The 22,220-nt window shown below is 60.9% G+C and carries 18 protein-coding genes; 7 read left to right on the top strand and 11 right to left on the bottom strand.

The window, feature by feature from the left end; translation table 11 throughout:
- Nucleotides 1-186: 186 nt before the first annotated feature.
- The 6 genes from IFT47_RS12135 to IFT47_RS12110 form a co-directional block, all read right to left on the bottom strand.
- On the bottom strand, nucleotides 187-1,155 hold the full coding sequence (locus tag IFT47_RS12135; protein ID WP_192171374.1) for a CDP-6-deoxy-delta-3,4-glucoseen reductase: 969 nt from the start codon (nucleotides 1,153-1,155) through the stop codon (nucleotides 187-189).
- On the bottom strand, nucleotides 1,155-2,621 hold the full coding sequence (gene ubiD, locus IFT47_RS12130; RefSeq protein WP_192171375.1) for a 4-hydroxy-3-polyprenylbenzoate decarboxylase: 1,467 nt from the start codon (nucleotides 2,619-2,621) through the stop codon (nucleotides 1,155-1,157). Before ubiD ends, IFT47_RS12135 begins: the two co-directional genes overlap by 1 nt.
- Before the next feature lie 70 nt (nucleotides 2,622-2,691).
- The gene (locus IFT47_RS12125; RefSeq protein ID WP_192171376.1) at nucleotides 2,692-4,650 is read right to left on the bottom strand and encodes an acyltransferase family protein; all 1,959 of its coding nucleotides are present in this window, start codon (nucleotides 4,648-4,650) and stop codon (nucleotides 2,692-2,694) included.
- A 96-nt stretch (nucleotides 4,651-4,746) separates the two neighbouring features.
- Complete coding sequence (rho, locus tag IFT47_RS12120; protein WP_037016529.1) at nucleotides 4,747-6,006, bottom strand: transcription termination factor Rho; 1,260 nt, start codon at nucleotides 6,004-6,006, stop codon at nucleotides 4,747-4,749.
- Nucleotides 6,007-6,234: 228 nt separating this feature from the next.
- Nucleotides 6,235-6,564 (bottom strand): thioredoxin TrxA, encoded by a 330-nt coding sequence (gene trxA / locus IFT47_RS12115; RefSeq protein WP_192171377.1) that lies wholly within the window; start codon nucleotides 6,562-6,564, stop codon nucleotides 6,235-6,237.
- A 123-nt stretch (nucleotides 6,565-6,687) separates the two neighbouring features.
- Nucleotides 6,688-7,392, bottom strand: a complete 705-nt coding sequence (locus IFT47_RS12110) for a FadR/GntR family transcriptional regulator (protein WP_192171484.1) — start codon at nucleotides 7,390-7,392, stop codon at nucleotides 6,688-6,690.
- A 265-nt stretch (nucleotides 7,393-7,657) separates the two neighbouring features.
- Here IFT47_RS12110 and IFT47_RS12105 point away from each other — a divergent pair, with 265 nt between their 5' ends.
- The 5 genes from IFT47_RS12105 to ppx all read left to right on the top strand — a co-directional run bounded on the left by IFT47_RS12105 (nucleotide 7,658) and on the right by ppx (nucleotide 12,351).
- Nucleotides 7,658-8,443 (top strand): transporter substrate-binding domain-containing protein, encoded by a 786-nt coding sequence (locus tag IFT47_RS12105; protein ID WP_192171378.1) that lies wholly within the window; start codon nucleotides 7,658-7,660, stop codon nucleotides 8,441-8,443.
- A 23-nt stretch (nucleotides 8,444-8,466) separates the two neighbouring features.
- Nucleotides 8,467-9,132, top strand: coding sequence for an amino acid ABC transporter permease (locus tag IFT47_RS12100; RefSeq protein ID WP_192171379.1), 666 nt, complete (start codon nucleotides 8,467-8,469; stop codon nucleotides 9,130-9,132).
- On the top strand, nucleotides 9,129-9,779 hold the full coding sequence (locus IFT47_RS12095; protein ID WP_192171485.1) for an amino acid ABC transporter permease: 651 nt from the start codon (nucleotides 9,129-9,131) through the stop codon (nucleotides 9,777-9,779). The genes IFT47_RS12100 and IFT47_RS12095 overlap by 4 nt, the downstream gene beginning before the upstream one ends.
- Entirely contained in the window at nucleotides 9,766-10,500 is a 735-nt protein-coding gene (locus tag IFT47_RS12090; protein WP_122534109.1) for an amino acid ABC transporter ATP-binding protein, read from the top strand. Before IFT47_RS12095 ends, IFT47_RS12090 begins: the two co-directional genes overlap by 14 nt.
- Nucleotides 10,501-10,848: 348 nt before the next feature.
- Nucleotides 10,849-12,351 (top strand): exopolyphosphatase, encoded by a 1,503-nt coding sequence (ppx, locus tag IFT47_RS12085; protein ID WP_192171380.1) that lies wholly within the window; start codon nucleotides 10,849-10,851, stop codon nucleotides 12,349-12,351.
- On the opposite strand, the gene ppk1 is transcribed toward ppx, so the two are convergent.
- Nucleotides 12,338-14,575 carry a polyphosphate kinase 1 gene (gene ppk1 / locus IFT47_RS12080; RefSeq protein ID WP_192171381.1) on the bottom strand — a complete coding sequence of 746 codons (2,238 nt, stop codon included), beginning with the start codon at nucleotides 14,573-14,575 and terminating at the stop codon, nucleotides 12,338-12,340. The genes ppx and ppk1 overlap by 14 nt on opposite strands.
- Nucleotides 14,576-15,092: 517 nt before the next feature.
- Between ppk1 and IFT47_RS12075 the strand changes: the two genes are divergently transcribed.
- The gene (locus IFT47_RS12075) at nucleotides 15,093-15,722 is read left to right on the top strand and encodes a DedA family protein (protein ID WP_342345354.1); all 630 of its coding nucleotides are present in this window, start codon (nucleotides 15,093-15,095) and stop codon (nucleotides 15,720-15,722) included.
- A gap of 135 nt (nucleotides 15,723-15,857) precedes the next feature.
- Entirely contained in the window at nucleotides 15,858-16,538 is a 681-nt protein-coding gene (gene elbB, locus IFT47_RS12070; protein WP_192171383.1) for an isoprenoid biosynthesis glyoxalase ElbB, read from the top strand.
- A gap of 54 nt (nucleotides 16,539-16,592) precedes the next feature.
- Here the strand turns inward: elbB and IFT47_RS12065 are convergent, their stop codons facing one another.
- The 4 genes from IFT47_RS12065 to IFT47_RS12050 all read right to left on the bottom strand — a co-directional run bounded on the left by IFT47_RS12065 (nucleotide 16,593) and on the right by IFT47_RS12050 (nucleotide 22,184).
- Nucleotides 16,593-17,075, bottom strand: a complete 483-nt coding sequence (locus IFT47_RS12065; RefSeq protein WP_192171384.1) for a YaiI/YqxD family protein — start codon at nucleotides 17,073-17,075, stop codon at nucleotides 16,593-16,595.
- Nucleotides 17,076-17,102: 27 nt separating this feature from the next.
- The gene (locus IFT47_RS12060) at nucleotides 17,103-18,995 is read right to left on the bottom strand and encodes a cytochrome c/FTR1 family iron permease (RefSeq protein ID WP_192171385.1); all 1,893 of its coding nucleotides are present in this window, start codon (nucleotides 18,993-18,995) and stop codon (nucleotides 17,103-17,105) included.
- Nucleotides 18,996-19,506: 511 nt separating this feature from the next.
- A complete protein-coding gene (locus tag IFT47_RS12055; protein ID WP_192171386.1) occupies nucleotides 19,507-20,133 on the bottom strand; it encodes a LysE family transporter in 627 nt (208 codons plus the stop codon).
- A gap of 140 nt (nucleotides 20,134-20,273) precedes the next feature.
- Nucleotides 20,274-22,184 carry an ATP-binding cassette domain-containing protein gene (locus IFT47_RS12050; RefSeq protein WP_192171387.1) on the bottom strand — a complete coding sequence of 637 codons (1,911 nt, stop codon included), beginning with the start codon at nucleotides 22,182-22,184 and terminating at the stop codon, nucleotides 20,274-20,276.
- Between the last annotated feature and the right edge of the window lie 36 nt (nucleotides 22,185-22,220).

Raw genomic sequence — 22,220 nt, 5'->3', positions numbered from 1 at the left:
ACGCCGGTGCAACGCTGAACACTCATGAAACGGGTCTGGCAACAACGAATGAACAATCAGACGGCATCGCAGGCAGTGTGACGTTGTGACTCGGCCACCGGCGCATGGGTCACGCCGGAAAAACCGATATCTGACAAACAGCCATGCAATACGCTGTCCACATACAGCTCGGCGAGTGGCTGCGCTTCAGGGCCTCGGCGCGTAAGCGAAAACATCGGCACGCATCTGATGCGCATCCATGCCAGCCAGCACCAGCGCATCAAGGGTCGAATAGACCATCGCCGGTGAACCGCTGGCGTACACATAAAGCGACTTCAGATCGCTGAAGTCCTCGCAGACCGCCTCGTGCAGCATGCCGCAGCGCCCTTCCCAACCGCACAGATCACTGACGACCTTGTGCAGGAAAAGGTTGGGCAGCGTCTGCCATTCATCCCAATGCCTGAGCTGATAGTAATCTTCCGGACGGCGCATTCCCCAATACACATGCACCGGATACGGAAAGCCTTTTGAGCGGCAATGCTCGATCAGGCTGTGCATCTGCCCCATACCGGTGCCTGCCGCGATCAATACCAGCGGGCCATCGGGCAGTTCGCCCAGGTGAGTATCACCGAAGGGCAGGTCAATTCGCGCCATGCCATCGCGCTGCAACTGCTTGATCAGATTTTGCGCACTGGCCTCGCGGGCGAGCACGTGAAATTCCAGATCTCGCCCGCTCTCCGGCGCCGAGGCCATGGAAAATGCCGATTTCTCGCCGTCGTCTCGATGGATCATCAGGTACTGACCAGCGTGATAACGCGGCGGTTTGCCCGCAGGCGCACGGAGCATCACGCGCCAGACATCGCCGCCGACTTCCACACATTCGCTGACCTGGCAGGCGAACGTGCGCACCGGCAACTCGCCGAGCGCCAGCACACTGTCCCACAGCACGACGCAGTCTTCCTGCGGCACCGCCAGGCACGTATAGATTTCGCCGTGGTTGCGGATTTCTCCGGCCTGCTCGACGCTGCCTTCAACCAGCAGCGCGGAACAGATGTGGCAATTACCGTTGCGACAGCTCTGAGGGCATTCGTAGCCCAGGCGCTGAGCGGCGTCGAGGATCCGCTCGCCCGGCAATGTCTCGATGACTGCGCCCGATGGCTGCAAGGTTACACGCATCAATCAATTCCCAGCTGAGTCCAGATTTCATCGATCCGGCGGGTCACCGCTTCGTCCTTGACGATAGCGCGACCCCATTCCCGGGTGGTTTCGCCCGGCCATTTATGCGTGGCATCGAGCCCCATTTTCGAACCCAGGCCGGAGACCGGCGAGGCGAAATCGAGGTAGTCGATTGGCGTGTTGTCGATCATCACCGTGTCGCGCTTGGGGTCCATGCGCGTGGTGATCGCCCAGATGACGTCATTCCAGTCACGGGCATTGATGTCGTCGTCGGTGACGATAACGAACTTGGTGTACATGAACTGTCGCAGAAACGACCAGACGCCCAACATCACGCGCTTGGCATGGCCGGGATACTGTTTCTTGATCGTCACAATCGCCATGCGGTACGAGCAACCCTCGGGCGGCAGGTAGAAGTCGACGATCTCGGGGAACTGCTTCTGCAGAATCGGCACGAACACTTCATTCAGCGCAACGCCCAGAATTGCGGGCTCGTCAGGCGGCCGACCCGTGTAGGTGCTGTGGTAAATCGGCTTGATGCGGTGGGTGATGCGCTCGACCGTGAAGACCGGGAAGCTGTCGACCTCGTTGTAGTAGCCGGTGTGGTCGCCGTACGGACCCTCATCGGCCATTTCGCCGGGATGAATCACGCCTTCGAGGACAATCTCCGCACTGGCCGGGACCTGGAGGTCGTTGCCACGGCACTTGATCAATTCGGTACGGTTGCCACGCAGCAGGCCGGCGAATGCGTATTCGGACAGGCTGTCAGGCACTGGCGTCACGGCGCCGAGGATGGTAGCGGGATCTGCGCCCAAGGCCACCGAGACCGGGAATGGTTGACCCGGGTGTTTGTCGCACCAGTCCTTGAAATCCAGCGCGCCGCCGCGGTGGCTAAGCCAGCGCATGATCACCTTGTTGCGGCCGATCACCTGCTGGCGGTAGATGCCCAGATTCTGCCGTTCCTTGTTAGGCCCGCGAGTGACCGTCAGGCCCCATGTGATCAGCGGGCCCACATCGCCGGGCCAGCAGGTCTGTACCGGCAGCATGCCGAGGTCGACGTCGTCGCCTTCGATCACGATCTCCTGACACGGGGCGTCCTTGACGACTTTCGGCGCCATGGCGATGACTTTTCTGAAGATGGGCAGCTTGGACCAGGCGTCTTTCAGGCCCTTGGGCGGCTCGGGCTCCTTGAGAAACGCCAGCAGCTTGCCAATTTCCCGCAGCTCGGACACCGATTCGGCGCCCATGCCCATGGCCACCCGCTCAGGCGTGCCAAACAGATTGCCGAGCACCGGAATGTCGAAACCCGTCGGCTTTTCGAACAGCAGCGCTGGCCCCTTGGCGCGCAGGGTCCGGTCGCAGATTTCGGTCATTTCCAGTACAGGGGAAATAGGCACCTGAATGCGTTTCAACTCTCCGCGCTGCTCAAGCTGCTGCACGAAATCCCGTAGATCCTTGAATTTCATTAACCCGGCCACTCACCAAATAGATGCACATCCTACCTGCTCTGACCGCAGACGGCAGCCTGTGTCCAACTCAAATGCGCGGTGTTGCGCGGAATACCGGCGTGAACAGCGGCTGCATCTTCTCGCCGCCCAGATCCGACAGGTGATCCTCGTCCTTGTACAGCGAACGCCCGTCAACTTCGGCACGGCACAGGCCGCCCTCACACATCAGCGGTTTCGGGTCAATCAGGTGAACGCCCGCATCCGCTTGGCTGAGGGTGGCGAACAGCTGATTGATGAACGCCTGTCGCGCATCAAGCTCCGTCGCCGGCCGCCCAACCTCTGCCGCCGAACGCCCGACCCGCGCCAGGCTGCTCAATCTCTCGATGGTGCCCTTGCGCTGCTGCGGCACTTCCTTGAACAACCAGACCTGGGCGCCGGCTGCACGCAATTCGGCGATCTGCGCTTTCAACGCATCGGCAAAATACGCTTCGTTTTGAGCAATGGATTCCCGTTTCAGCAGCACGTTGCTCTTGTTGCCGTCTTCCAGCCCGTAGATGTACAGGCTCCAGCGCGCGGCCAAGGTGACATCGGGAATTTGCTGCATTCGAACGCGCTCGACGTTCAGCGCATTGAAATCCTGACAGCGCTTACTGGTTGCGGTGCTGACAAGGGGCGGGCATCCACTCATGCTCGCCAGCCAGACAGGCATGTGCGCTTGCTCGGCCGCGATCCTGACGCCAGGCCACAAAGCCGCTGCATGACTGTCGCCCCAGATGAGATGGGACGGCGCGGCGTCGGCATTGCCACCCGCTCGACAGAGCTTGTCCAGACCCTTGCTGTGCTTTGATCCGAGCAGGAAACAGTCCATCTGACCGGCGTTCCATTCCTGAGACAGCGCATAGGCACGCGCCTGACCCGACATCCGTTGCGGCACGCCATCACTGGAGCGCACCGCCTGTCCTACCAGCGCCAGCACGGCCAGGGTCAGCAGGCCGCCAATCAGCACCGGCTTGCGGCCGGCCAGTAAGCGGCGCTCACGGAACGGGAGCTCGACGAAGCGCCAGCTCAGCCAGGCCAGCGCGCCGGCCAGAAGAATCCAGCCGACCGCTTCCAGGTCGGAAATGCCGTCGGCGGAAATCGCATTGGCGTAGACATGGATAGGCCAATGCCACAGGTACAGCGAGTAGGAGATGAGACCGATCGCCACCAGCGGTTTGATGCTCAGCAAACGCCCGACCCATGACGCGGGATGACCGTTGGCCCAGATCATCGCAGTCGTGCCCAGCACCGGCAGCAGCGCCGCCCAGCCGGGGAATTGAGTGGTTTTGTCAAAGCTCAGCATCGCCAGTACGACCGCCGCAAAGCCGCTCAGGCTGATCGTCTGGTACACCCAGCTCGGCAGCGGGCGTTTAGGCGCAGGCGCGACGGCCAGCATCGCACCGCACAGCAGCTCCCATGCACGCATCGGCAGCAGAAAGAACGCGGCCTCGGGCTTGTGCTTGATCGCCCAGATGTTCAGCCCGAACGACAGCACCAGCAGGCCGAGCAGCAACCAGCGCCAGTGCCGCACGTACCGCGTCGCCAGCACCATCAGCAGCGGGAAGAAAATGTAGTACTGCTCCTCCACCGCCAGCGACCAGGTGTGAAGCAGCGGTTTGAAATCTGACGCGGAATCGAAGTAGCCGTCCTGCCGCATGAACAGCAGGTTGGACATGAATATCGACTGATACCGCACTTCCCGGCCCAGCTCGGCGTAGTCCTTGGGGGTCAGCAATATCCAGCCGAACGCCAACGTGGCCAGCACGACAACGGTTACGGCGGGGACGATACGCCGCGCGCGACGGGCCCAGAAATCAACGAAGCTGAATCGCCCAGCGCTGATCTCACGGAAAATGATGGACGTGATCAGGTACCCGGAGATGACGAAGAACACATCGACGCCGACGAAGCCGCCGCTCAGTCCAAGACCGAAGTGAAACAACAGCACCGGGACCACGGCCAGGGCCCGCAGCCCATCGATATCACGGCGATTGCCAAACGTGTGCATGACGCTCCTTGTCTACGGGAGAGGTCTACGGAAAAGGGCAAAAAAAATGGTGTCCGGAAGGACACCATTTTTCTACGGTCGGTTCAGCGCAGGGTGTTACTTGCGCTTCATCGACAGGAAGAACTCATCGTTGGTCTTGGTCTGTTTCAGCTTGTCGATCAAGAACTCGATGGCGGCGACTTCATCCATAGGATGCAGCAGCTTGCGCAGGATCCACATGCGCTGCAACTCGTCGTCGGCCGTCAGCAACTCTTCGCGGCGTGTGCCGGAACGGTTGATGTTGATGGCCGGGAAGACGCGTTTCTCTGCGATCTTGCGATCCAGAGGCAGCTCCATGTTGCCGGTACCCTTGAATTCTTCGTAGATCACTTCATCCATCTTCGAGCCGGTTTCAACCAGCGCGGTGGCGATGATGGTCAGCGAGCCGCCTTCTTCGATGTTACGTGCCGCACCGAAGAAACGCTTTGGCTTCTCGAGGGCGTGCGCATCGACACCACCGGTCAGGACCTTGCCGGAGCTCGGAATGACGGTGTTGTAGGCGCGAGCCAGACGGGTGATGGAGTCAAGCAGGATGACCACGTCTTTCTTGTGCTCGACCAGGCGCTTGGCCTTTTCGATCACCATTTCGGCGACCTGCACGTGACGGGTCGGTGGCTCATCAAAAGTGGAAGCAACCACTTCGCCGCGCACGGTGCGCTGCATTTCGGTTACTTCTTCAGGACGCTCATCGATCAGCAGAACGATCAGATGGACTTCAGGGTTGTTACGCGTGATGTTCGACGCGATGTTCTGCAGCATGATGGTCTTGCCCGCCTTTGGCGGAGCAACGATCAGGCCGCGCTGGCCTTTACCGATCGGGGCACACAGATCGATAACGCGACCGGTGAGGTCTTCGGTGGAACCGTTACCGGCTTCCATCTTCATGCGAATGGTCGGGAACAGCGGCGTCAGGTTTTCGAACAGAATCTTGTTCTTCGCGTTTTCTGGACGGTCGAAGTTGATGGTGTCGACCTTGAGCAGTGCGAAGTAACGCTCGCCTTCCTTTGGCGGACGGATCTTGCCGACAATGGTGTCGCCCGTGCGCAGGTTGAAGCGGCGGATCTGGCTCGGCGAGACGTAAATGTCGTCTGGGCCGGCGAGGTAGGAGGCGTCTGCAGAACGAAGGAAGCCGAAGCCATCCTGGAGGATCTCCAGCACGCCGTCACCCGAGATTTCCTCGCCGCTCTTCGCGTGCTTCTTCAGCAGGGAGAAAATCACGTCCTGCTTGCGCGAACGGGCCATATTTTCTATGCCCATCTGTTCGGCCATTTCGAGCAGATCGGTAATAGGCTTTTGCTTGAGTTCAGTCAGGTTCATATAGGAATGACGTAATCATGTATGGAGGGGGAAATTAAGCTTTTGGCTTAATGAGGCCGCGCCGCAGAGAAGGCGACAGGATCGCGTGCAAATCGAAAGGAGACGGTCGGCGACGGCTAGCAGGGGGCAACGGAGAAGCCGTTGCGGGGCCGAATGTACCACTTGATTTTCTAAGCGTCTAGTACGACGCCAGAAAAAAACCCCGCGATTTGCGGGGCTTTAACGTCATCAGATATTGGCGTCGAGGAACGCTTGCAGCTGGGACTTGGACAGTGCGCCGACCTTGGTCGCGGCGACTTCGCCGTCCTTGAACAGCATCAGAGTCGGAATACCACGGACGCCGTGCTTGGCCGGTGTTTCCTGGTTGTCGTCGATGTTCAGCTTGGCAATGGTCAGCTTGCCATCGTAATGAGTAGCGATGTCATCCAGAACCGGGGCAATCATCTTGCACGGGCCACACCATTCAGCCCAGTAATCGACCAGTACAGGGCCGCTGGCCTTCAGGACATCGGCTTCGAAGCTCGCATCGCTGACATGCTTGATCAGGTCGTTACTCATGAGATTTCTCCGAGGTCATAGGCAAAAAAACGTGGGCCATCATAACTGTGTCACGCGGTGACAGGAAGCCGAGGTTGATTGTCTCTTGCTATGGCTCGACAGGGTTGCCTCAATCGACGGAGCTCAGCCGGAGGGTGCGACGAACACAATGCCGGTGCGTAACGCCGCGCCGCGGATGTGCTCCTGCATGGCTTTCTGCGCCGGGCCAGACGCGTTTCGCGCCAACGCCCGGAGGATCTTGCGGTGCTCCTGCCAGGTCTCCATCGCCCTGCCCGCCCGGATAAATGGCAGCTTCTGGCTTTCCAGAAAAATGTCGGCGCTGCTGGTGATGATCCCCAGAATCGCCTGATTGCCACTGGCGACAAGGATGCGTCGATGAAAATCGAAGTCGAGCCGGGCTGCGCACTCAAAGTCCCCGGCCTTGAGCTCAAGCCGCATCGCCTCGACGTTGTCTTCCAGTACATCGCGCTCGTCGGCCGTCAACGTCACTGCCGCAAGCCCGGCTGCAAAACCCTCCAGGGCGTAGCGCAACTGAAACGTCTCTGCGGGCGAGGCGTGCGCTGCATACGGCCAGGAAAATCCACTCGTGCTCCGTTGTGGTTCAGAAATCGCCTGCACGAAGACGCCCTTGCCGGGCTGCACACTGACCAGTCCCAGAGCGCTCAACGATGACAATGCTTCACGCAACGAAGCGCGACTGACGCCCAGACGAATCGCCAGATCCCGCTGGGATGGCAGGCTGTCGCCGGGCACATAGCCCTGCTCGGCGATCAATTTGCGGATCGCCTGGAAGGCGGCTTCAGGCACTGCGACAGGGCTCGGATGCATAGCGATCAGGTGTGGAAACCGTAGGAAAAATCCCTTGTATCGCCATCGGAGGTATCCGGCAAGTGACGCCCAAGCGAGGGGCGCCGGGCCTTTCAGGCGCGCCAAAGCAGGGCGCCTCGTCAACTCACTGTTCAGACCAGTTAGACCGGATCAGGCCTGGGGCCCGCATTCCACGGTTGCAAACAAACGGCTGGCATGGGCTGTGCACTGATGCTTGGCCATCACCCGGGCTTCGCCTACACATTGATCGATTCGGAGACACCCCATGACCCAGCGTTACAGCGCCCTGCTCGCCGCCCTGTTTGCCAGCCTCATGCTCGGCCAGGCCCCCGCCCACGCTAATGGTCTGGATGATGTAACCGCCCGCGGCACGTTGAAAGTCGCTGTGCCGCAAGACTTCCCGCCCTTCGGCTCGGTCGGCCCCGACATGAAGCCGCGCGGCCTGGACATCGATACCGCGCAGCTGATCGCCAACCAATTGAAGGTCAAGCTTGAGCTGACGCCGGTCAACAGCACCAATCGCATCCCTTACCTGACCACTGGCAAGGTTGACCTGGTCATCTCCAGCCTTGGCAAAAACCCGGACCGCGAAAAGGTCATCGATTTCTCCCGCGCTTACGCACCGTTCTACCTCGCGGTATTCGGCCCGCCTGAAGACGCGATCAAAACCGTGGACGACCTGAAAGGCAAAACCATCAGCGTGACCCGTGGCGCCATCGAGGACATCGAGCTGACCGCCGTTGCGCCGAAGGAAGCCACGATCAAACGCTTCGAAGACAACAACTCGACCATCGCGGCTTATCTGGCCAAGCAGACCGACCTGATCGCCAGCGGCAACGTGGTCATGGTCGCCATCAGCGAGAAAAACCCCAAGCGCATCCCCGAACTGAAGGTGAAGCTCAAGGACTCGCCGGTCTACGTAGGTGTGAACAAAGGTCAGCCTGAGTTGCTGGCCAAAGTGAACGAGATCCTCGAAGCGGCGAAGAAAGACGGCGCGCTGGAGAAGAACGCGCAGACCTGGCTCAAGCAGCCATTGCCTGCCGACCTCTGATCATCGACTGCCGAGGCGCATAAATGGCTTATCAGTTCGACTTTATCCCGGTCCTGCAAAGCACTGACCTGCTCCTGCGCGGCGCACTGTTCACGCTGGAACTGACCGCCATCGGCACGTTGCTCGGCGTCAGCGTCGGCATCGTCGGGGCGATTGTCAGGGCGTGGAAAATCCAGCCGTTCTCGGCCATTTTCGGTGTCTACGTCGAGCTGATCCGCAACACGCCGTTTCTGGTGCAGCTGTTTTTCATTTTCTTCGGGCTGCCGTCCCTGGGGCTGCAGATATCCGAGTGGCAGGCCGCCGTGCTGGCGATGGTCATCAACCTCGGCGCCTATTCGACGGAGATCATCCGCGCGGGTGTGCAGGCCATTCCGCGCGGCCAGATCGAAGCCTCGGCCGCGCTGGCAATGACGCGCTTCGAGACCTTCCGCCACGTCGTGCTGGTCCCGGCACTGGGCAAGGTCTGGCCGGCGTTGAGCAGCCAGATCATCATCGTGATGCTCGGCTCGGCAGTCTGTTCGCAGATTGCCACCGAGGAGCTGAGCTTTGCGGCGAACTTCATTCAGTCGCGCAACTTCCGCGCGTTTGAGACGTACATCATTACCACGCTGATCTACCTGTGCATGGCGCTGCTGGTGCGTCAGTTGCTGGCGTGGATCGGCCGACGTTACATCGCGAGGAGCCGCTGATGGATTTCACCCTCTGGGACGTCGTGCGCAACTTGCTGACCGGGCTGCAATGGACACTGGTGTTGTCGCTGGTGGCATTCATCGGCGGCGGCGTGATCGGGTTGCTGGTGATGACCCTGCGCATCTCCGAGAAGGCAATGCCCCGCCGGCTCGCGCGCTGCTATATCGAGCTGTTTCAAGGCACGCCGTTGTTGATGCAGCTGTTTCTGGTGTTCTTCGGCGTGGCGCTGATGGGCATCGACATTTCGCCCTGGTTCGCGGCGGCGCTGGCGTTGACGCTTTTCACCAGCGCGTACCTGGCTGAGATCTGGCGAGGCTGCGTGGAGTCGATTTCCAACGGCCAATGGGAAGCTTCGGCGAGCTTGGCGCTGACGCCCTTCGAGCAACTGCGCTACGTGATTCTGCCCCAGGCATTGCGCATCGCGGTGGCGCCGACGGTAGGGTTCTCCGTGCAAGTGGTCAAAGGCACGGCGGTGACGTCGATCATTGGCTTCACCGAACTGACCAAAACCGGCGGCATGCTCGCCAACGCCACGTTCCAGCCCTTCATGGTCTACGGCTTCGTCGCCCTGGGCTACTTCCTGCTTTGCTATCCGTTGTCGCTCAGCGCGCGCTACCTGGAAAGGAGACTTCATGCCTCTGCTTAGAATTTCCGCCCTGCACAAGTATTACGGCGACCACCATGTGCTCAAGGGCATCGACCTCAGCGTCGAGGAAGGCCAGGTCGTGGCGATCATCGGGCGCAGCGGTTCGGGCAAAAGCACACTGCTGCGCACGCTCAACGGGCTGGAGTCGATCAATGACGGCGTGATCGAAGTCGACGGCGAATACCTCGATGCAGCGCGGGCTGACCTGCGCAGCCTGAGACAGAAAGTCGGCATGGTCTTTCAGCAATTCAACCTGTTTCCTCACCTGACGGTGGGCGAGAACGTGATGCTTGCGCCGCAGGTGGTGAAGAAGGTTTCCAAAGCCGAAGCGACCAGGCTGGCGAAGGAAATGCTCAATCGCGTGGGCCTGGGCGAGAAATTCGACGCCTTCCCTGACCGGCTGTCCGGTGGTCAGCAGCAGCGCGTGGCGATTGCGCGTGCGCTGGCGATGTCGCCCAAAGTGCTGCTGTGCGACGAAATCACCTCGGCGCTCGACCCGGAACTGGTCAACGAAGTCCTCGCGGTCGTTCGCGAGCTGGCCAAAGACGGCATGACGCTGATCATGGTCACCCACGAAATGCGCTTCGCCCGGGAGGTGGGCGACAAGCTGGTGTTCATGCACCAGGGCAAGGTGCATGAGGTGGGCGACCCGAAAGAGTTGATGGCCAACCCGAAAACGCCCGAACTGGCAAATTTCATTGGGTCAGTCGAGCAGGCTTGAGCCCGAGTGCAGCACCGGCTTTCGCTCAAATCGTAGGACCGGCTTTAGCCGGGAAGGCGTCAGCTGCCATACCGTACAACTGATGGTGTACACACCGGCCTCTTCCCGGCTGAAGCCGGTCCCACTAAAACACCGCGTGCATCCTGTGGGGGCTGGCTTCGGCTCAAATTGTAGGACCGGCTTTAGCCGGGAAGGCGTCAGTTGCCATACCGTAAAACTGATGGCGTACATAACGGCCCCTTCCCGGCTGAAGCCGGTCCTGCTAATACCGCGCAAATACGTTGCCGGTTTGGCGACGGTGATGGATCGTGGCACGATGTCGGAGTTATCGACCGAGATCTTTTGACCATGCCGCTATCCACAGCCAAAAACCTCTCGCTGATCGCCGCGATCGACCTGGGCTCCAACAGCTTCCATATGGTTGTCGCCAAAGCCAATCAGGGCGAAATTCGCATCCTCGAGCGGCTCGGTGAGAAAGTGCAGCTGGCCGCGGGGATCGATGACGACCGCCGCCTCAGCGAAGAATCCATGCAGCGCGGGCTCGACTGCCTCAAGCGTTTCGCCCAGCTGATCAACGGTATGCCGCCCGGTGCCGTGCGCATCGTCGGCACCAACGCCCTGCGCGAAGCCCGCAACCGCAACGAATTCATTCACCGCGCCGAAGAAATCCTCGGCCATCCGGTCGAGGTCATCTCCGGCCGTGAAGAAGCGCGCTTGATCTACCTGGGCGTCTCCCACACCCTGGCCGACACGCCCGGCAAACGCCTGGTCGCCGACATTGGCGGCGGCAGCACCGAGTTCATCATCGGCCAGCGCTTCGAGCCGCTGCTGCGCGAAAGCCTGCAGATGGGCTGCGTCAGCTTCACTCAGCGTTATTTCAAGGACGGCAAGATCACCCCGGCGCGCTATGCCCAGGCTTACACCGCGGCGCGGCTGGAAATCATGAGCATCGAGCACGCACTGCATCGCCTGACCTGGGATGAGGCCATCGGCTCGTCCGGGACCATTCGCGCCATCGGCCTGGCGCTGAAGGCCGGCGGCCACGGCAACGATGAGGTCAATGCCGAAGGGCTGGCCTGGCTCAAGCGCAAGCTGATGAAGCTGGGCGAAGTGGACAAGATCGATTTCGAAGGCCTCAAGCCTGATCGTCGGGCGATCTTTCCGGCAGGCTTGGCGATCCTCGAAGCCATCTTCGATGCCCTCGACCTCAAGCGCATGGACCATTGCGAAGGCGCGCTGCGGGAAGGCGTGCTCTACGACCTGCTCGGCCGTCATCATCACGAAGACGTGCGCGAACGCACCCTCAGCTCGCTGATGGAGCGTTACCATGTCGATCTCGAACAAGCCGCCCGTGTCGAGCGCAAGGCGCTGTCGGCGCTGGAGCAAGTGGCGAAGGCGTGGGAGCTTGAGGACAATTCGTACCGCGAGTTACTGAGCTGGGCCGCCAAAGTGCATGAAGTGGGCCTGGACATCGCCCACTACCACTACCACAAGCATGGCGCGTACCTGATCGAGCACTCGGACTTGGCCGGCTTTTCCCGCGAGGACCAGCAAATGCTTGGCCTGCTAGTGCGCGGTCACCGCCGTAATATTCCCAAGGACAAGTTTGCCGAGTTCGGCAACGAAGGCGTGAAGCTGATTCGTCTGTGCGTGTTGCTGCGTTTCGCGATCCTGTTCCACCACATTCGCGGCACCCAAGAGATGCCGCAGCCTGTGCTGACTGCCAACGATAACCACCTGGACATCGTGTTCCCGGACGGCTGGCTGGAAAACAACCAACTGACTCAGGCCGACTTCGCGCTCGAAGCGGAGTGGCTGACCCGAGTCGGCATCATCCTCAACGTACGCTAAGGACCGGGTTGCTGAGTTTTTCCAACAGACTCGCCTGCACATTGCGGGCGTTCTGGTTGCCGGTCGGGGTGCTGCGAATGTAGCGCCCGTCCGGCTGCAGCAGCCAGCTATGGGTGTTGTCGGTCAGGTACCCTTCCAGCTCTTTCTTCACTCGCAAGATCAGCTTCTTGCCTTCCACCGGGAAGCAAGTCTCGACGCGCTTGTCGAGGTTGCGCTCCATCCAGTCGGCGCTGGACAGGAACATCTGCTCGTCGCCGCCATTCAGGAAGTAGAACACCCGCGTGTGCTCAAGGAAGCGCCCGATGATCGAGCGCACCTGAATGTTGTGGGACACGCCCGGCACGCCAGGTCGCAGGCAGCACATGCCGCGCACCACGAGGTCGATCTTGACCCCGGTCTGGCTGGCCTTGTACAGCGCGCGAATGATCTTCGGGTCGGTCAGCGAGTTGAACTTGGCGATGATGTGCGCAGGCTTGCCCTCGGACGCGAACTGCGTCTCCCGGCCAATCATGTCCAGCATGCCTTTCTTCAGGGTGAACGGCGCGTGCAGCAGCTTCTTCATGCGCAGCGTCTTACCCATGCCGATCAACTGGCTGAACAGCTTGCCGACGTCTTCGCACAACGCATCGTCCGAGGTCAGCAGGCTGTAGTCGGTATAGAGACGCGCGTTACCGGCGTGATAGTTGCCGGTGCCCAAATGCGCGTAGCGCACAATCTCACCAGCTTCACGGCGCAGGATCAGCATCATCTTGGCGTGGGTCTTGTAGCCGACCACGCCGTAGATCACGACGGCGCCGGCCGCTTGCAGGCGGCTCGCCAGTTGCAGGTTCGACTCTTCGTCAAAACGCGCACGCAGCTCGATAACCGCAGTGACTTCCTTGCCGTTGCGCGCGGCATCCACCAGCGCATCGACGATTTCAGAGTTGGCGCCGCTGCGGTACAGCGTCTGCCGCACGGCCAGCACGTGAGGGTCTTTCGCGGCCTGGCGCAGCAGATCGACGACCGGGGTGAAGGACTCGAACGGGTGCAGCAGCAGGATGTCCTGCTTGCTGATCACGTTGAAAATGTTTTCGCTGTTCTGCAGCAGCTTCGGAATCGCCGGGGTGAACGGCATGTACTGCAGCTCGGGGTGACTGTCCAGACCCGTGATGCTGAACAAACGCGTCAGGTTCACCGGGCCATTGACCTGATACAGCTCGGTCTCGCTCAGGTTGAACTGCTTGAGCAGATAGTCCGACAGCAGTTTCGGGCAGGTGTCTGCCACTTCCAGACGCACTGCATCGCCGTAACGCCGGGAGAACAGCTCGCCACGCAGCGCGCGAGCAAGGTCTTCCACGTCCTCTGAATCGAGGGCCAGGTCAGCGTTACGGGTCAGACGGAACTGGTAGCAGCCCTTGACCTTCATGCCCTGGAACAGGTCATCGGCGTGGGCGTGGATCATCGACGACAGGAATACATAGTTGTCGCCTGGGCCGCCCACGTCTTCCGGCACTTTGATAATGCGCGGCAACAGGCGCGGTGCCGGGATGATCGCCAGACCCGAGTCACGGCCGAAGGCGTCGATGCCTTCCAGCTCAACGATGAAGTTCAGCGACTTGTTCACCAGCAACGGGAACGGGTGCGTCGGGTCCAGACCGATCGGCGTGATGATCGGTGCGATCTCGTCACGGAAATAACGGCGCACCCAGGCCTTGATCTTGGCGTTCCAGTTGCGACGGCGAATGAAGCGCACCTGATGCTTCTCCAGCTCCGGCAACAGGATGTCGTTGAGAATGGCGTACTGGCGATCCACGTGGCCGTGGACCAGCTCGCTGATGCGCGCCAGCGCCTGGTGAGGCTGGAGACCATCAGCGCCGGCCTGTTCGCGAGCAAAAGTGATTTGCTTCTTGAGCCCGGCGACGCGGATTTCGAAGAATTCGTCGAGGTTGCTGGAGAAAATCAACAGGAACTTGAGCCGCTCAAGCAACGGGTAGGACTCGTCGAGCGCCTGTTCCAACACGCGGATGTTGAACTGCAGCTGTGACAGCTCCCGATGGATGTAGAGACTGCTGTCATCCAGATTGGGCACCGCGATGACATGCGGGGCTGGATGATGCGGTTCCAGCGCGGGGACCACTTCAATGGTCGGCTCGACCACGGCAGTGACCTCTTGGTTGACGGGCGGCTGATTGACAGGCTGAGGGTCAAGCTCGACTGCAGCTTCGGTAGATCCTTCGGTGCTCATGAATAATCCTGTAAGGCAATTGGCCTTGTAACAGTTGGGCCGCGCATACGGCCGATGTCGGAATGCCGCTTGCGCCACAACAGTGGTGACGTACAGCGTGGGACAACGGTCACGCCCAAGGCGTGGCGGTTCTGAAGATGTTTGCAGCCTGACTCAATGTCGTGCGGCGAGGCGACCGGCGTCAGGCTCGATGCTGTGAGCGGTTTGACTCTCCACGCTACGGATTTCTCCGTACGGTGCAAGCCCTGACCTGCAAACATTCGGGTGGTGCCAGGTAGAAGGCACGTGCAAGGAGGGGCTCCGAGCCCATCCAGACGGGCAAGCGTGACATTTATAAGCGGCGATTATGACACTCGCGTGACAGGTGTAATTGCGACGTAACGTGTGCGATACAAACCCCCTCTCCAAGCGAATAATCGCTTCGGGATGTAGGAAACTTTAACGCGGTGACACATTTGCATACTTTCCTGAATGACTTGGGCGCGTTAGGCTGCGCGTTCATTTCGCCAGCACCTAAATAATGCTCCAGCATTTTTTACAAGAATTTGGCTACTTCGCCCTTTTCCTCGGGACCTTTTTTGAAGGCGAGACCATTCTGGTGCTCGCCGGCTTTCTTGCGTTCCGCGGATACATGGATATCAATCTGGTCGTGGTGGTTGCCTTTTTCGGCAGCTACGCAGGCGACCAGCTCTGGTATTTCATGGGGCGCAAGCATGGCCGCAAGCTTCTGGCGCGCAAGCCACGCTGGCAGTTGATGGGCGACCGTGCGCTGGAGCATATCCGCCGCCACCCCGACATCTGGGTGCTGAGCTTCCGCTTTGTGTATGGCTTGCGCACGGTCATGCCGGTTGCCATCGGCCTGTCCGGCTATCCACCGGGGCGCTACCTGTTGCTCAACGGTATCGGCGCGGCGGTGTGGGCAGCGGCATTGGGCGCAGCGGCGTACAAGTTCGGCTCGGTGCTCGAAGGCCTGCTGGGCAACGTCAAGAAATACGAGCTGTGGGTGCTTGGGGCCCTGCTGGTGATTGGCGTGCTGCTGTGGATTCGCCGCCGCATCAAAAACGCACGTATTGCCCGAGAAGAGAAACTGGCCGTCGCGGCCAATGCCGAAGCCAACCTAGAAGCCAGGAACACCCCCGACGAGTAAATCCTCGGCCCATGCCGATGAATCCGGAGACAATCGCTGACGGCGTTGTCCTAGGTTCATGGCTTGCGACAATCAGCGCAATGCTGACCTGCGTAACCGGTGACTGACCGGAGCGCCCGAGAGAGGAACACGCGAATGACCAAAAAAGTGGCCGTTATTCTTTCTGGCTGTGGCGTTTACGACGGCGCGGAAATCCACGAAAGCGTGCTGACGTTGCTGCGCCTCGATCAACGTGGCGCCTCAGTGAAGTGCTTCGCACCGAATATCCCTCAGCACCACGTTATCAATCACCTGACCGGCGAAGAGATGCCCGAGTCGCGTAACGTGCTGATCGAATCAGCCCGCATCGCCCGTGGCGCCATCGAAGACATTCGCGAAGCCGACGTCACTGAGTTCGATGCGCTGATCATCCCCGGCGGCTTCGGTGCTGCGAAAAACCTGTCGAACTTCTCTACCCAAGGCGCTGGCTGCAAGGTCCAGGCAGAAGTGCTGGCGATGGCCGAAGCGTTCGCCGCCGCCGGCAAACCTATCGGGCTTATCTGTGTTTCGCCTGCGCTGGCCGCCAAAATCTATGGGCCGGGCGTGACCTGCACGATCGGCAACGACGCCGATACCGCTGCAGCGATCACCCGAATGGGTGGCACTCACCAGGAATGCGAGGTGACGGAAATCGTCGAGGACAAGGACCGCAAGTTGGTGAGCACGCCAGCTTATATGGTCGCCACGTCCATCGGCGAGGCAGCGTCCGGGATCAACAAGCTGGTGGATCGGGTGCTGGAGCTGGTGCAGGAAAACGAGGATCGCCTCCCGGACTGATGCTGGAAAAGGGGCTGGAAAAGGGGCTGGAAGCGGATTGATCGCTCGCCAGCCCTACGGGTTCTCGCCTGCAGGCGGCGAGGGATACTCGCGAGCCAGCCGCGTCAGGATTCGGTCGAGGCAGTTGGCGAACGCCTGTTTCTCCCGCTCGCCATAGGCGCCCTGCCCGCCACTGGCCTGGCCTTGCTCCCGCAGATCCGTGAAGAGGTTACGCATCGCCAGGCGCTGACCCATGTTCTGCGCATCGAACTCCTTGCCCCGGGGATCGAGCGCTGCAACGCCCTTCTTGACCAGCCGATCAGCCAACGGCACATCGCTGCAGATCACCAGCTCGCCCGGCACGGCGTGCTCCACCAGATAGTCGTCAGCCGCATCCGGCCCGCTGGGTACCACGATCAACTTCACCAGGGTGAGGCTCGGCTTGATCTGGCTCTGCCCCGCCACCAGCACCACCTCATACTTGCGCTTGAGGGCGAACTTGATGACGAGGTCCTTGGCAGCCTTGGGACAGGCGTCGGCATCGATCCAGACGCGCATAAGCGACTCCAATTCCAGAAAATGAATTTATGCGGCGACCGCCCGGCGCTTCTCGGCTATCCGGCTGCGGCCATACAGCACCACAATCGCCAACAGCGCTATGGCTTGCGCGCCGAGGGAATAGGCGTCGGCGTGAATGCCCAGCCAGTCGAATTCGAAGAACGGCACCGGACGCGTTCCGAAAATCCCGGCTTCCTGCAACGCCTTGACGCCATGGCCGGCGAACACCACCGACAGCGCACACAGCAGCGCGGCATTGATGCCGAAAAATAGCGTCAGCGGCAGCTTCGCCGAACCCCGCAGGATCACCCACGCCAGGCCGACAAGCAGCACCAGCGCCGTGGCGCCGCCGGCCAACACGGCGTTGTGGCCGGCGGGGCCTGCCTGCAGCCACAGGGTCTCGTAGAACAGAATGACTTCGAACAGCTCGCGATAGACCGAGAAGAACGCCAGCACCGCAAAACCGAAACGGCCACCGCCGCCAACCAGGCTGCTCTTGATGTAGTCCTGCCAGGCGGCGGCATGACGTCGGTCGTGCATCCACACACCCAGCCACAGCACCATGACGCTGGCGAACAGCGCCGTCGCGCCTTCCAGCAACTCGCGCTGCGAACCACTCACATCGATGACGTACGCTGCCAGCGCCCACGTGCCCAAGCCTGCCAGCAACGCCAGCCCCCAACCGACGTTGACGCTGCGCACCGCTGATTGCTGACCGGTGTTGCGCAGGAACGCGAGAATGGCGGCGAGCACAAGAATCGCTTCCAGTCCTTCGCGCAGCAGGATCAGCAGACCGGAGATGAAGCTCAATGAGGTGCTCAGGCCATCGCTGCCAAGCAGATCGGCCGATTCCTTGAGCTTGACCTTGGCATCAGCGAGTTTCTGCGCCGCTTGGGCTGCGGGCAGGCCATCCTGAAGCGACTGCCGGTAGGCCATGAGCGCTTTTTCGGTGTCCTTGCGCACGGTGGCATCGACGTTGTCGAGTGAGCTTTCGACCAGCTCGAAACCCTCCAGATACGCCGCGACGGATAGGTCATATGCCTGCTCGCGATCACCGGATTGGTAAGCGGCCAAACTTTTGTCCAGAGTTGCGCTGGTGTAATCGAGCAACTGAGCCGGGCCGCGCTGAACCTGAGGCGGCTGCGCGCGCTGGGCACGGAAGCTGGCAGCGGCTTGCGGCCCATCGCTGGCACCGACTTCAGCCGGTGTCTGCCGCGCCAGATCGGCGAGGTTGTAGGGTTTTTCCTGCTTCGCAACGGAATCCGCACTGAAGCCTGCGATGTAAGTCGCGACGTCCCAACGCTGACGGTCATCCAGCTGGTCCGCGAAGGCAGGCATTTCAGTGCCTTCAATGCCCAGACCGAGGGTGTTGTAGAGGTCGTAGAGACTCAGGCGGTCCAGCCGGGCTGCGTCACGCAGGTTGGATGGCGGTGGTGAAAGGCCAATCCCGGCGGGGCCATCGCCTGCGCCCGCGTCGCCGTGGCACACCGAACAATACTGCGCGTACAAGGGCGCGCCACGTGCGGGATCCGGGGTGATCACCGGTGCCTGACTGACTTCGTATGCCACGGCCAGCTTCGCGCCGAGCTGACGCGCCTGACGAGCCACCTGCGCGCCGTCCTGCTTCAGGTTGACCGCATTCAACAGCGCCGTGACGCCCTGCTCCAGCTCTGCGCGCTCCGGCTTTGCCGGCAGCGTTGCGATCGTGCCCTGCAGCGCCGCGAGAAACTCCACCTGCTCGCGGTACTCCGCGTCATCCACGACCTTGCCATCCGCGACCGTCGCCGGGTAGTCCGCCCCGACGTAATCGAGCAGATGCAAAGCCTGAGCCGCGTCCTCGGCAGGCGCTGCGCAGGCCCCGACGCTGAACACGCTCAACAGCACGAGACTCAGGCAGGTCAATAAGCGGGAGCGGAACATGAGGGTGGATCTCAAATAGGAATGCGAAGGGTTGCCATTGTTCATGTTAGGCGCCGAGGACTCAAGCGCTGCGTTGATGGCTTTGACTCAATTGCAGGACCGGCTTTAGCCGGGAAGACGTCAGCCCCCTTTTAACCATGTTGTCCGACACACCGCCTTCGCGAGCAAGCTCACTCCTACAACTTCGTGTGCGCACCCGACTTCCGCGCTGGACGCAAATCCCTGTAGGAGCAATCGGAGGTTACGACGGTCGCGAACGCGGTGGGCCTGTGACGTCAACGGTGGCTGACACACCGCTTTCGCGAGCAAGCCTTGTCATTTCCAATGGACGAACGCGGTGCTTTTAGTGGGACCGGCTTTAGCCGGGAAGGCGTCAGGTGTCACGCCGCAAAAGTGTCTGGCCGCTTCCCGGCTGAAGCCAGTCCTACGATTGAGGGTGTAAGCCGGTTTCCCAGCCCAGCACAGCCAGTGAGACCGGCCGTGACTAACTGTGAGACGGGCTGTTGCCGAATCAGGCCCGATGCAAGGTGGCGAGAAACGCCGCTGCACTGACGAACAATCCGGCAAAGGTGCGGTTCATCCGGCGTTGCTGCTTGGGGGTTTTAAGGGCGCGGAGCACTTTCGAGGCCAGGCCGGTGTAGCCCGCCATGACGATCAGATCCACGCAGACCATGGTTGCGGCGATGATCAGGTATTGCGGCAGCAGCGGCAGGTGCGTGTCGATGAACTGCGGCAGGATCGCCAGGATGAACACCAGCGCCTTCGGGTTGCTGATGTTCACCAGAAAGCCACGGGCCATGAGCACCAACGGCTTGCCCACCGGGCGTACAGCTGACTCATCCGCCAGATCGCTTGGCAGCGCACGCCACTGCTTGATGCCCAGATACACCAGGTAGGCGACGCCAAACCACTTGATCAGAGTGAATGCCAGCGCCGAAGTGGCCAGAACCGCGCCAAGCCCTACGGCGACCACAGCAATCTGCACGACAAGGGCGATCTGCAGGCCGAGCGCGTTCCAGTATCCACGCCAGAAGCCGTATTGCAGTCCGCTGGACATCGAGGCAATAGCGCCCGCGCCAGGAGACAGGCTGATAACCCAGCAAGCGGCGAAGAACCCCAACCATGTTTCGAGCGACATCACACACCTCAGCCAACGAATACCTGCGCCTAAGCTAGTGTTTCCAGGCCTTTAAACGCCAGTCATTTCTGACTGTTGCGGCGACTTGCCAGACAGCTGTTCCGGTCGCCTGCGTTATACGGCCAACGCAGGTGACGCCATCAGGACAACGCTTCCAGCTCGGCCTGCATCGACTCCAGCAATTCCAGTGCTTCCATCCACGCTTCTTCAAGCTCGGACTCACGGGATTTCAGCTTGGCCTGATCGGCCAGCAGGTCGCGCAATCTGTCTCTGTTGGCCGCTTCGTAGATACCGCTGTCGCCCAGGGCGACTTCGATCTTCGCCAGTTTCTCGTGCAACGTGCCGAGCTCTTTTTCAAGCTTGTCGGCTTCGCGCTTATGCGGGGCGAGTTGCTGGCGCAATGCGGCGGCCTGCTGTCGCTGGGCTTTCTTGTCAGTCTTGTCGACATTGACCGGCGTATTGCTGGCCGGTGCATTGCGCAGGCGATAGTCCACCAGCCAACGGGCATAGTCATCCAGGTCGCCATCGAACTCCTGAACCAGGCCATCGGCGACGAGGAGGAAGTTGTCCGTCGTGCTCTTGAGCAAATGCCGGTCGTGAGACACCACCAGCACCGCGCCACTGAACTCCTGAAGCGCCATGGTCAGGGCCAGGCGCATTTCCAGATCCAGGTGGTTGGTCGGTTCGTCGAGCAGCAGCAGGTTGGGTTTGTCCCAGGCAATCAGGGCCAATGCCAGCCGCGCTTTTTCGCCGCCGGAGAAATTCAGCACCGGCTCGTCGAGGCGCGCACCACGGAAGTCGAAACCGCCGAGGAAATCCCGCAGCGCCTGCTCGCGTTCGGTGGGCGCAATGCGTTGCAGGTGCAGCAGTGGACTGGCCTTGGCGTCCAGCGAGTCAAGCTGATGCTGGGCGAAATAGCCGACCACCGTGTTTTCGCCACGCACCATGCGCCCGCTCAATGGCTCGAGTTCGCCTGCGAGGTTTTTGATCAGCGTGGATTTACCGGCCCCGTTCGGGCCCAGCAAGCCGATGCGTGCGCCCGGCGTCAGTTGCAGTTTGACCTTCTGCAGGATGGCTTTGTCGCCGTAGCCCAGTCGCGCGTCAGACAGATCCATCAGCGGGCTGGAGATCTTGGTCGATTCGCGGAAGGTGAAGTCGAACGGAGAATCGACGTGGGCCGCCGACAGCTCTTCCATTCGCTCAAGCGCCTTGATCCGGCTCTGGGCCTGCTTGGCCTTGGTAGCCTGGGCCTTGAAGCGCGTGATGAATTTCTCCATGTGCGCGCGCTGGGCCTGTTGCTTGTCGTAGGCCTGTTGTTGCTGGGCCAGACGTTCGGCACGGGCGCGCTCGAACGCGCTGTAACCGCCGCGATAAAGCGTGATCTTTTTCTGCTCGACGTGGGCAACATGATCGACGACCGCATCCAGAAAATCGCGGTCATGGGAGATCAGCAGCAGCGTGCCCTGGTAGCTCTTGAGCCAGTCTTCGAGCCAGAGAATGGCATCGAGATCCAGGTGGTTGGTCGGTTCATCGAGCAGCAACAGGTCCGAAGGACACATCAAAGCCTGCGCCAGGTTGAGACGCATCCGCCAGCCACCGGAAAAATCGCTGACCTGGCGCTCCATCTGCTCGTTGGTAAAGCCCAAACCTGCCAGCAACTTGCGCGCCCGCGCGTCGGCCGTGTAGCCATCGGCGCTGTCGAGCTCCGAATGCAGACGTGCTTGCGCGGCGCCGTCCTGGGCGGCCTCGGCAGCCGCGAGGTCATGCTGCACCTGACGCAGACGCAGGTCGCCGTCGAGCACATAATCCACCGCCACACGATCGAGGGTATCGACCTCCTGACGCATGTGGGCGATGCGCCAATCGGCGGGCAGCAGGCAGTCGCCGTTGTCGGGGGTCAATTCACCCCGAAGCAGTGCGAACAGGCTGGATTTACCGGCGCCATTGGCGCCGATCAGGCCGGCTTTCTGGCCGGCGTGCAGGGTCAACTCGGCGTCTTCTAGCAGACGTTGCGGACCACGCTGTAAGGTAAGGCTTTGAAGTCTGATCATAATGGCGGCGGAGTCTACCAGCTTCGCCCAAAACAG

This window comes from Pseudomonas sp. CFBP 13711 (assembly GCF_014842265.1).
GTDB lineage: Bacteria > Pseudomonadota > Gammaproteobacteria > Pseudomonadales > Pseudomonadaceae > Aquipseudomonas.
The sequence above is the reverse complement of the archived record's forward strand: the minus strand, read 5'-3'. Positions and strand labels throughout refer to the sequence as shown.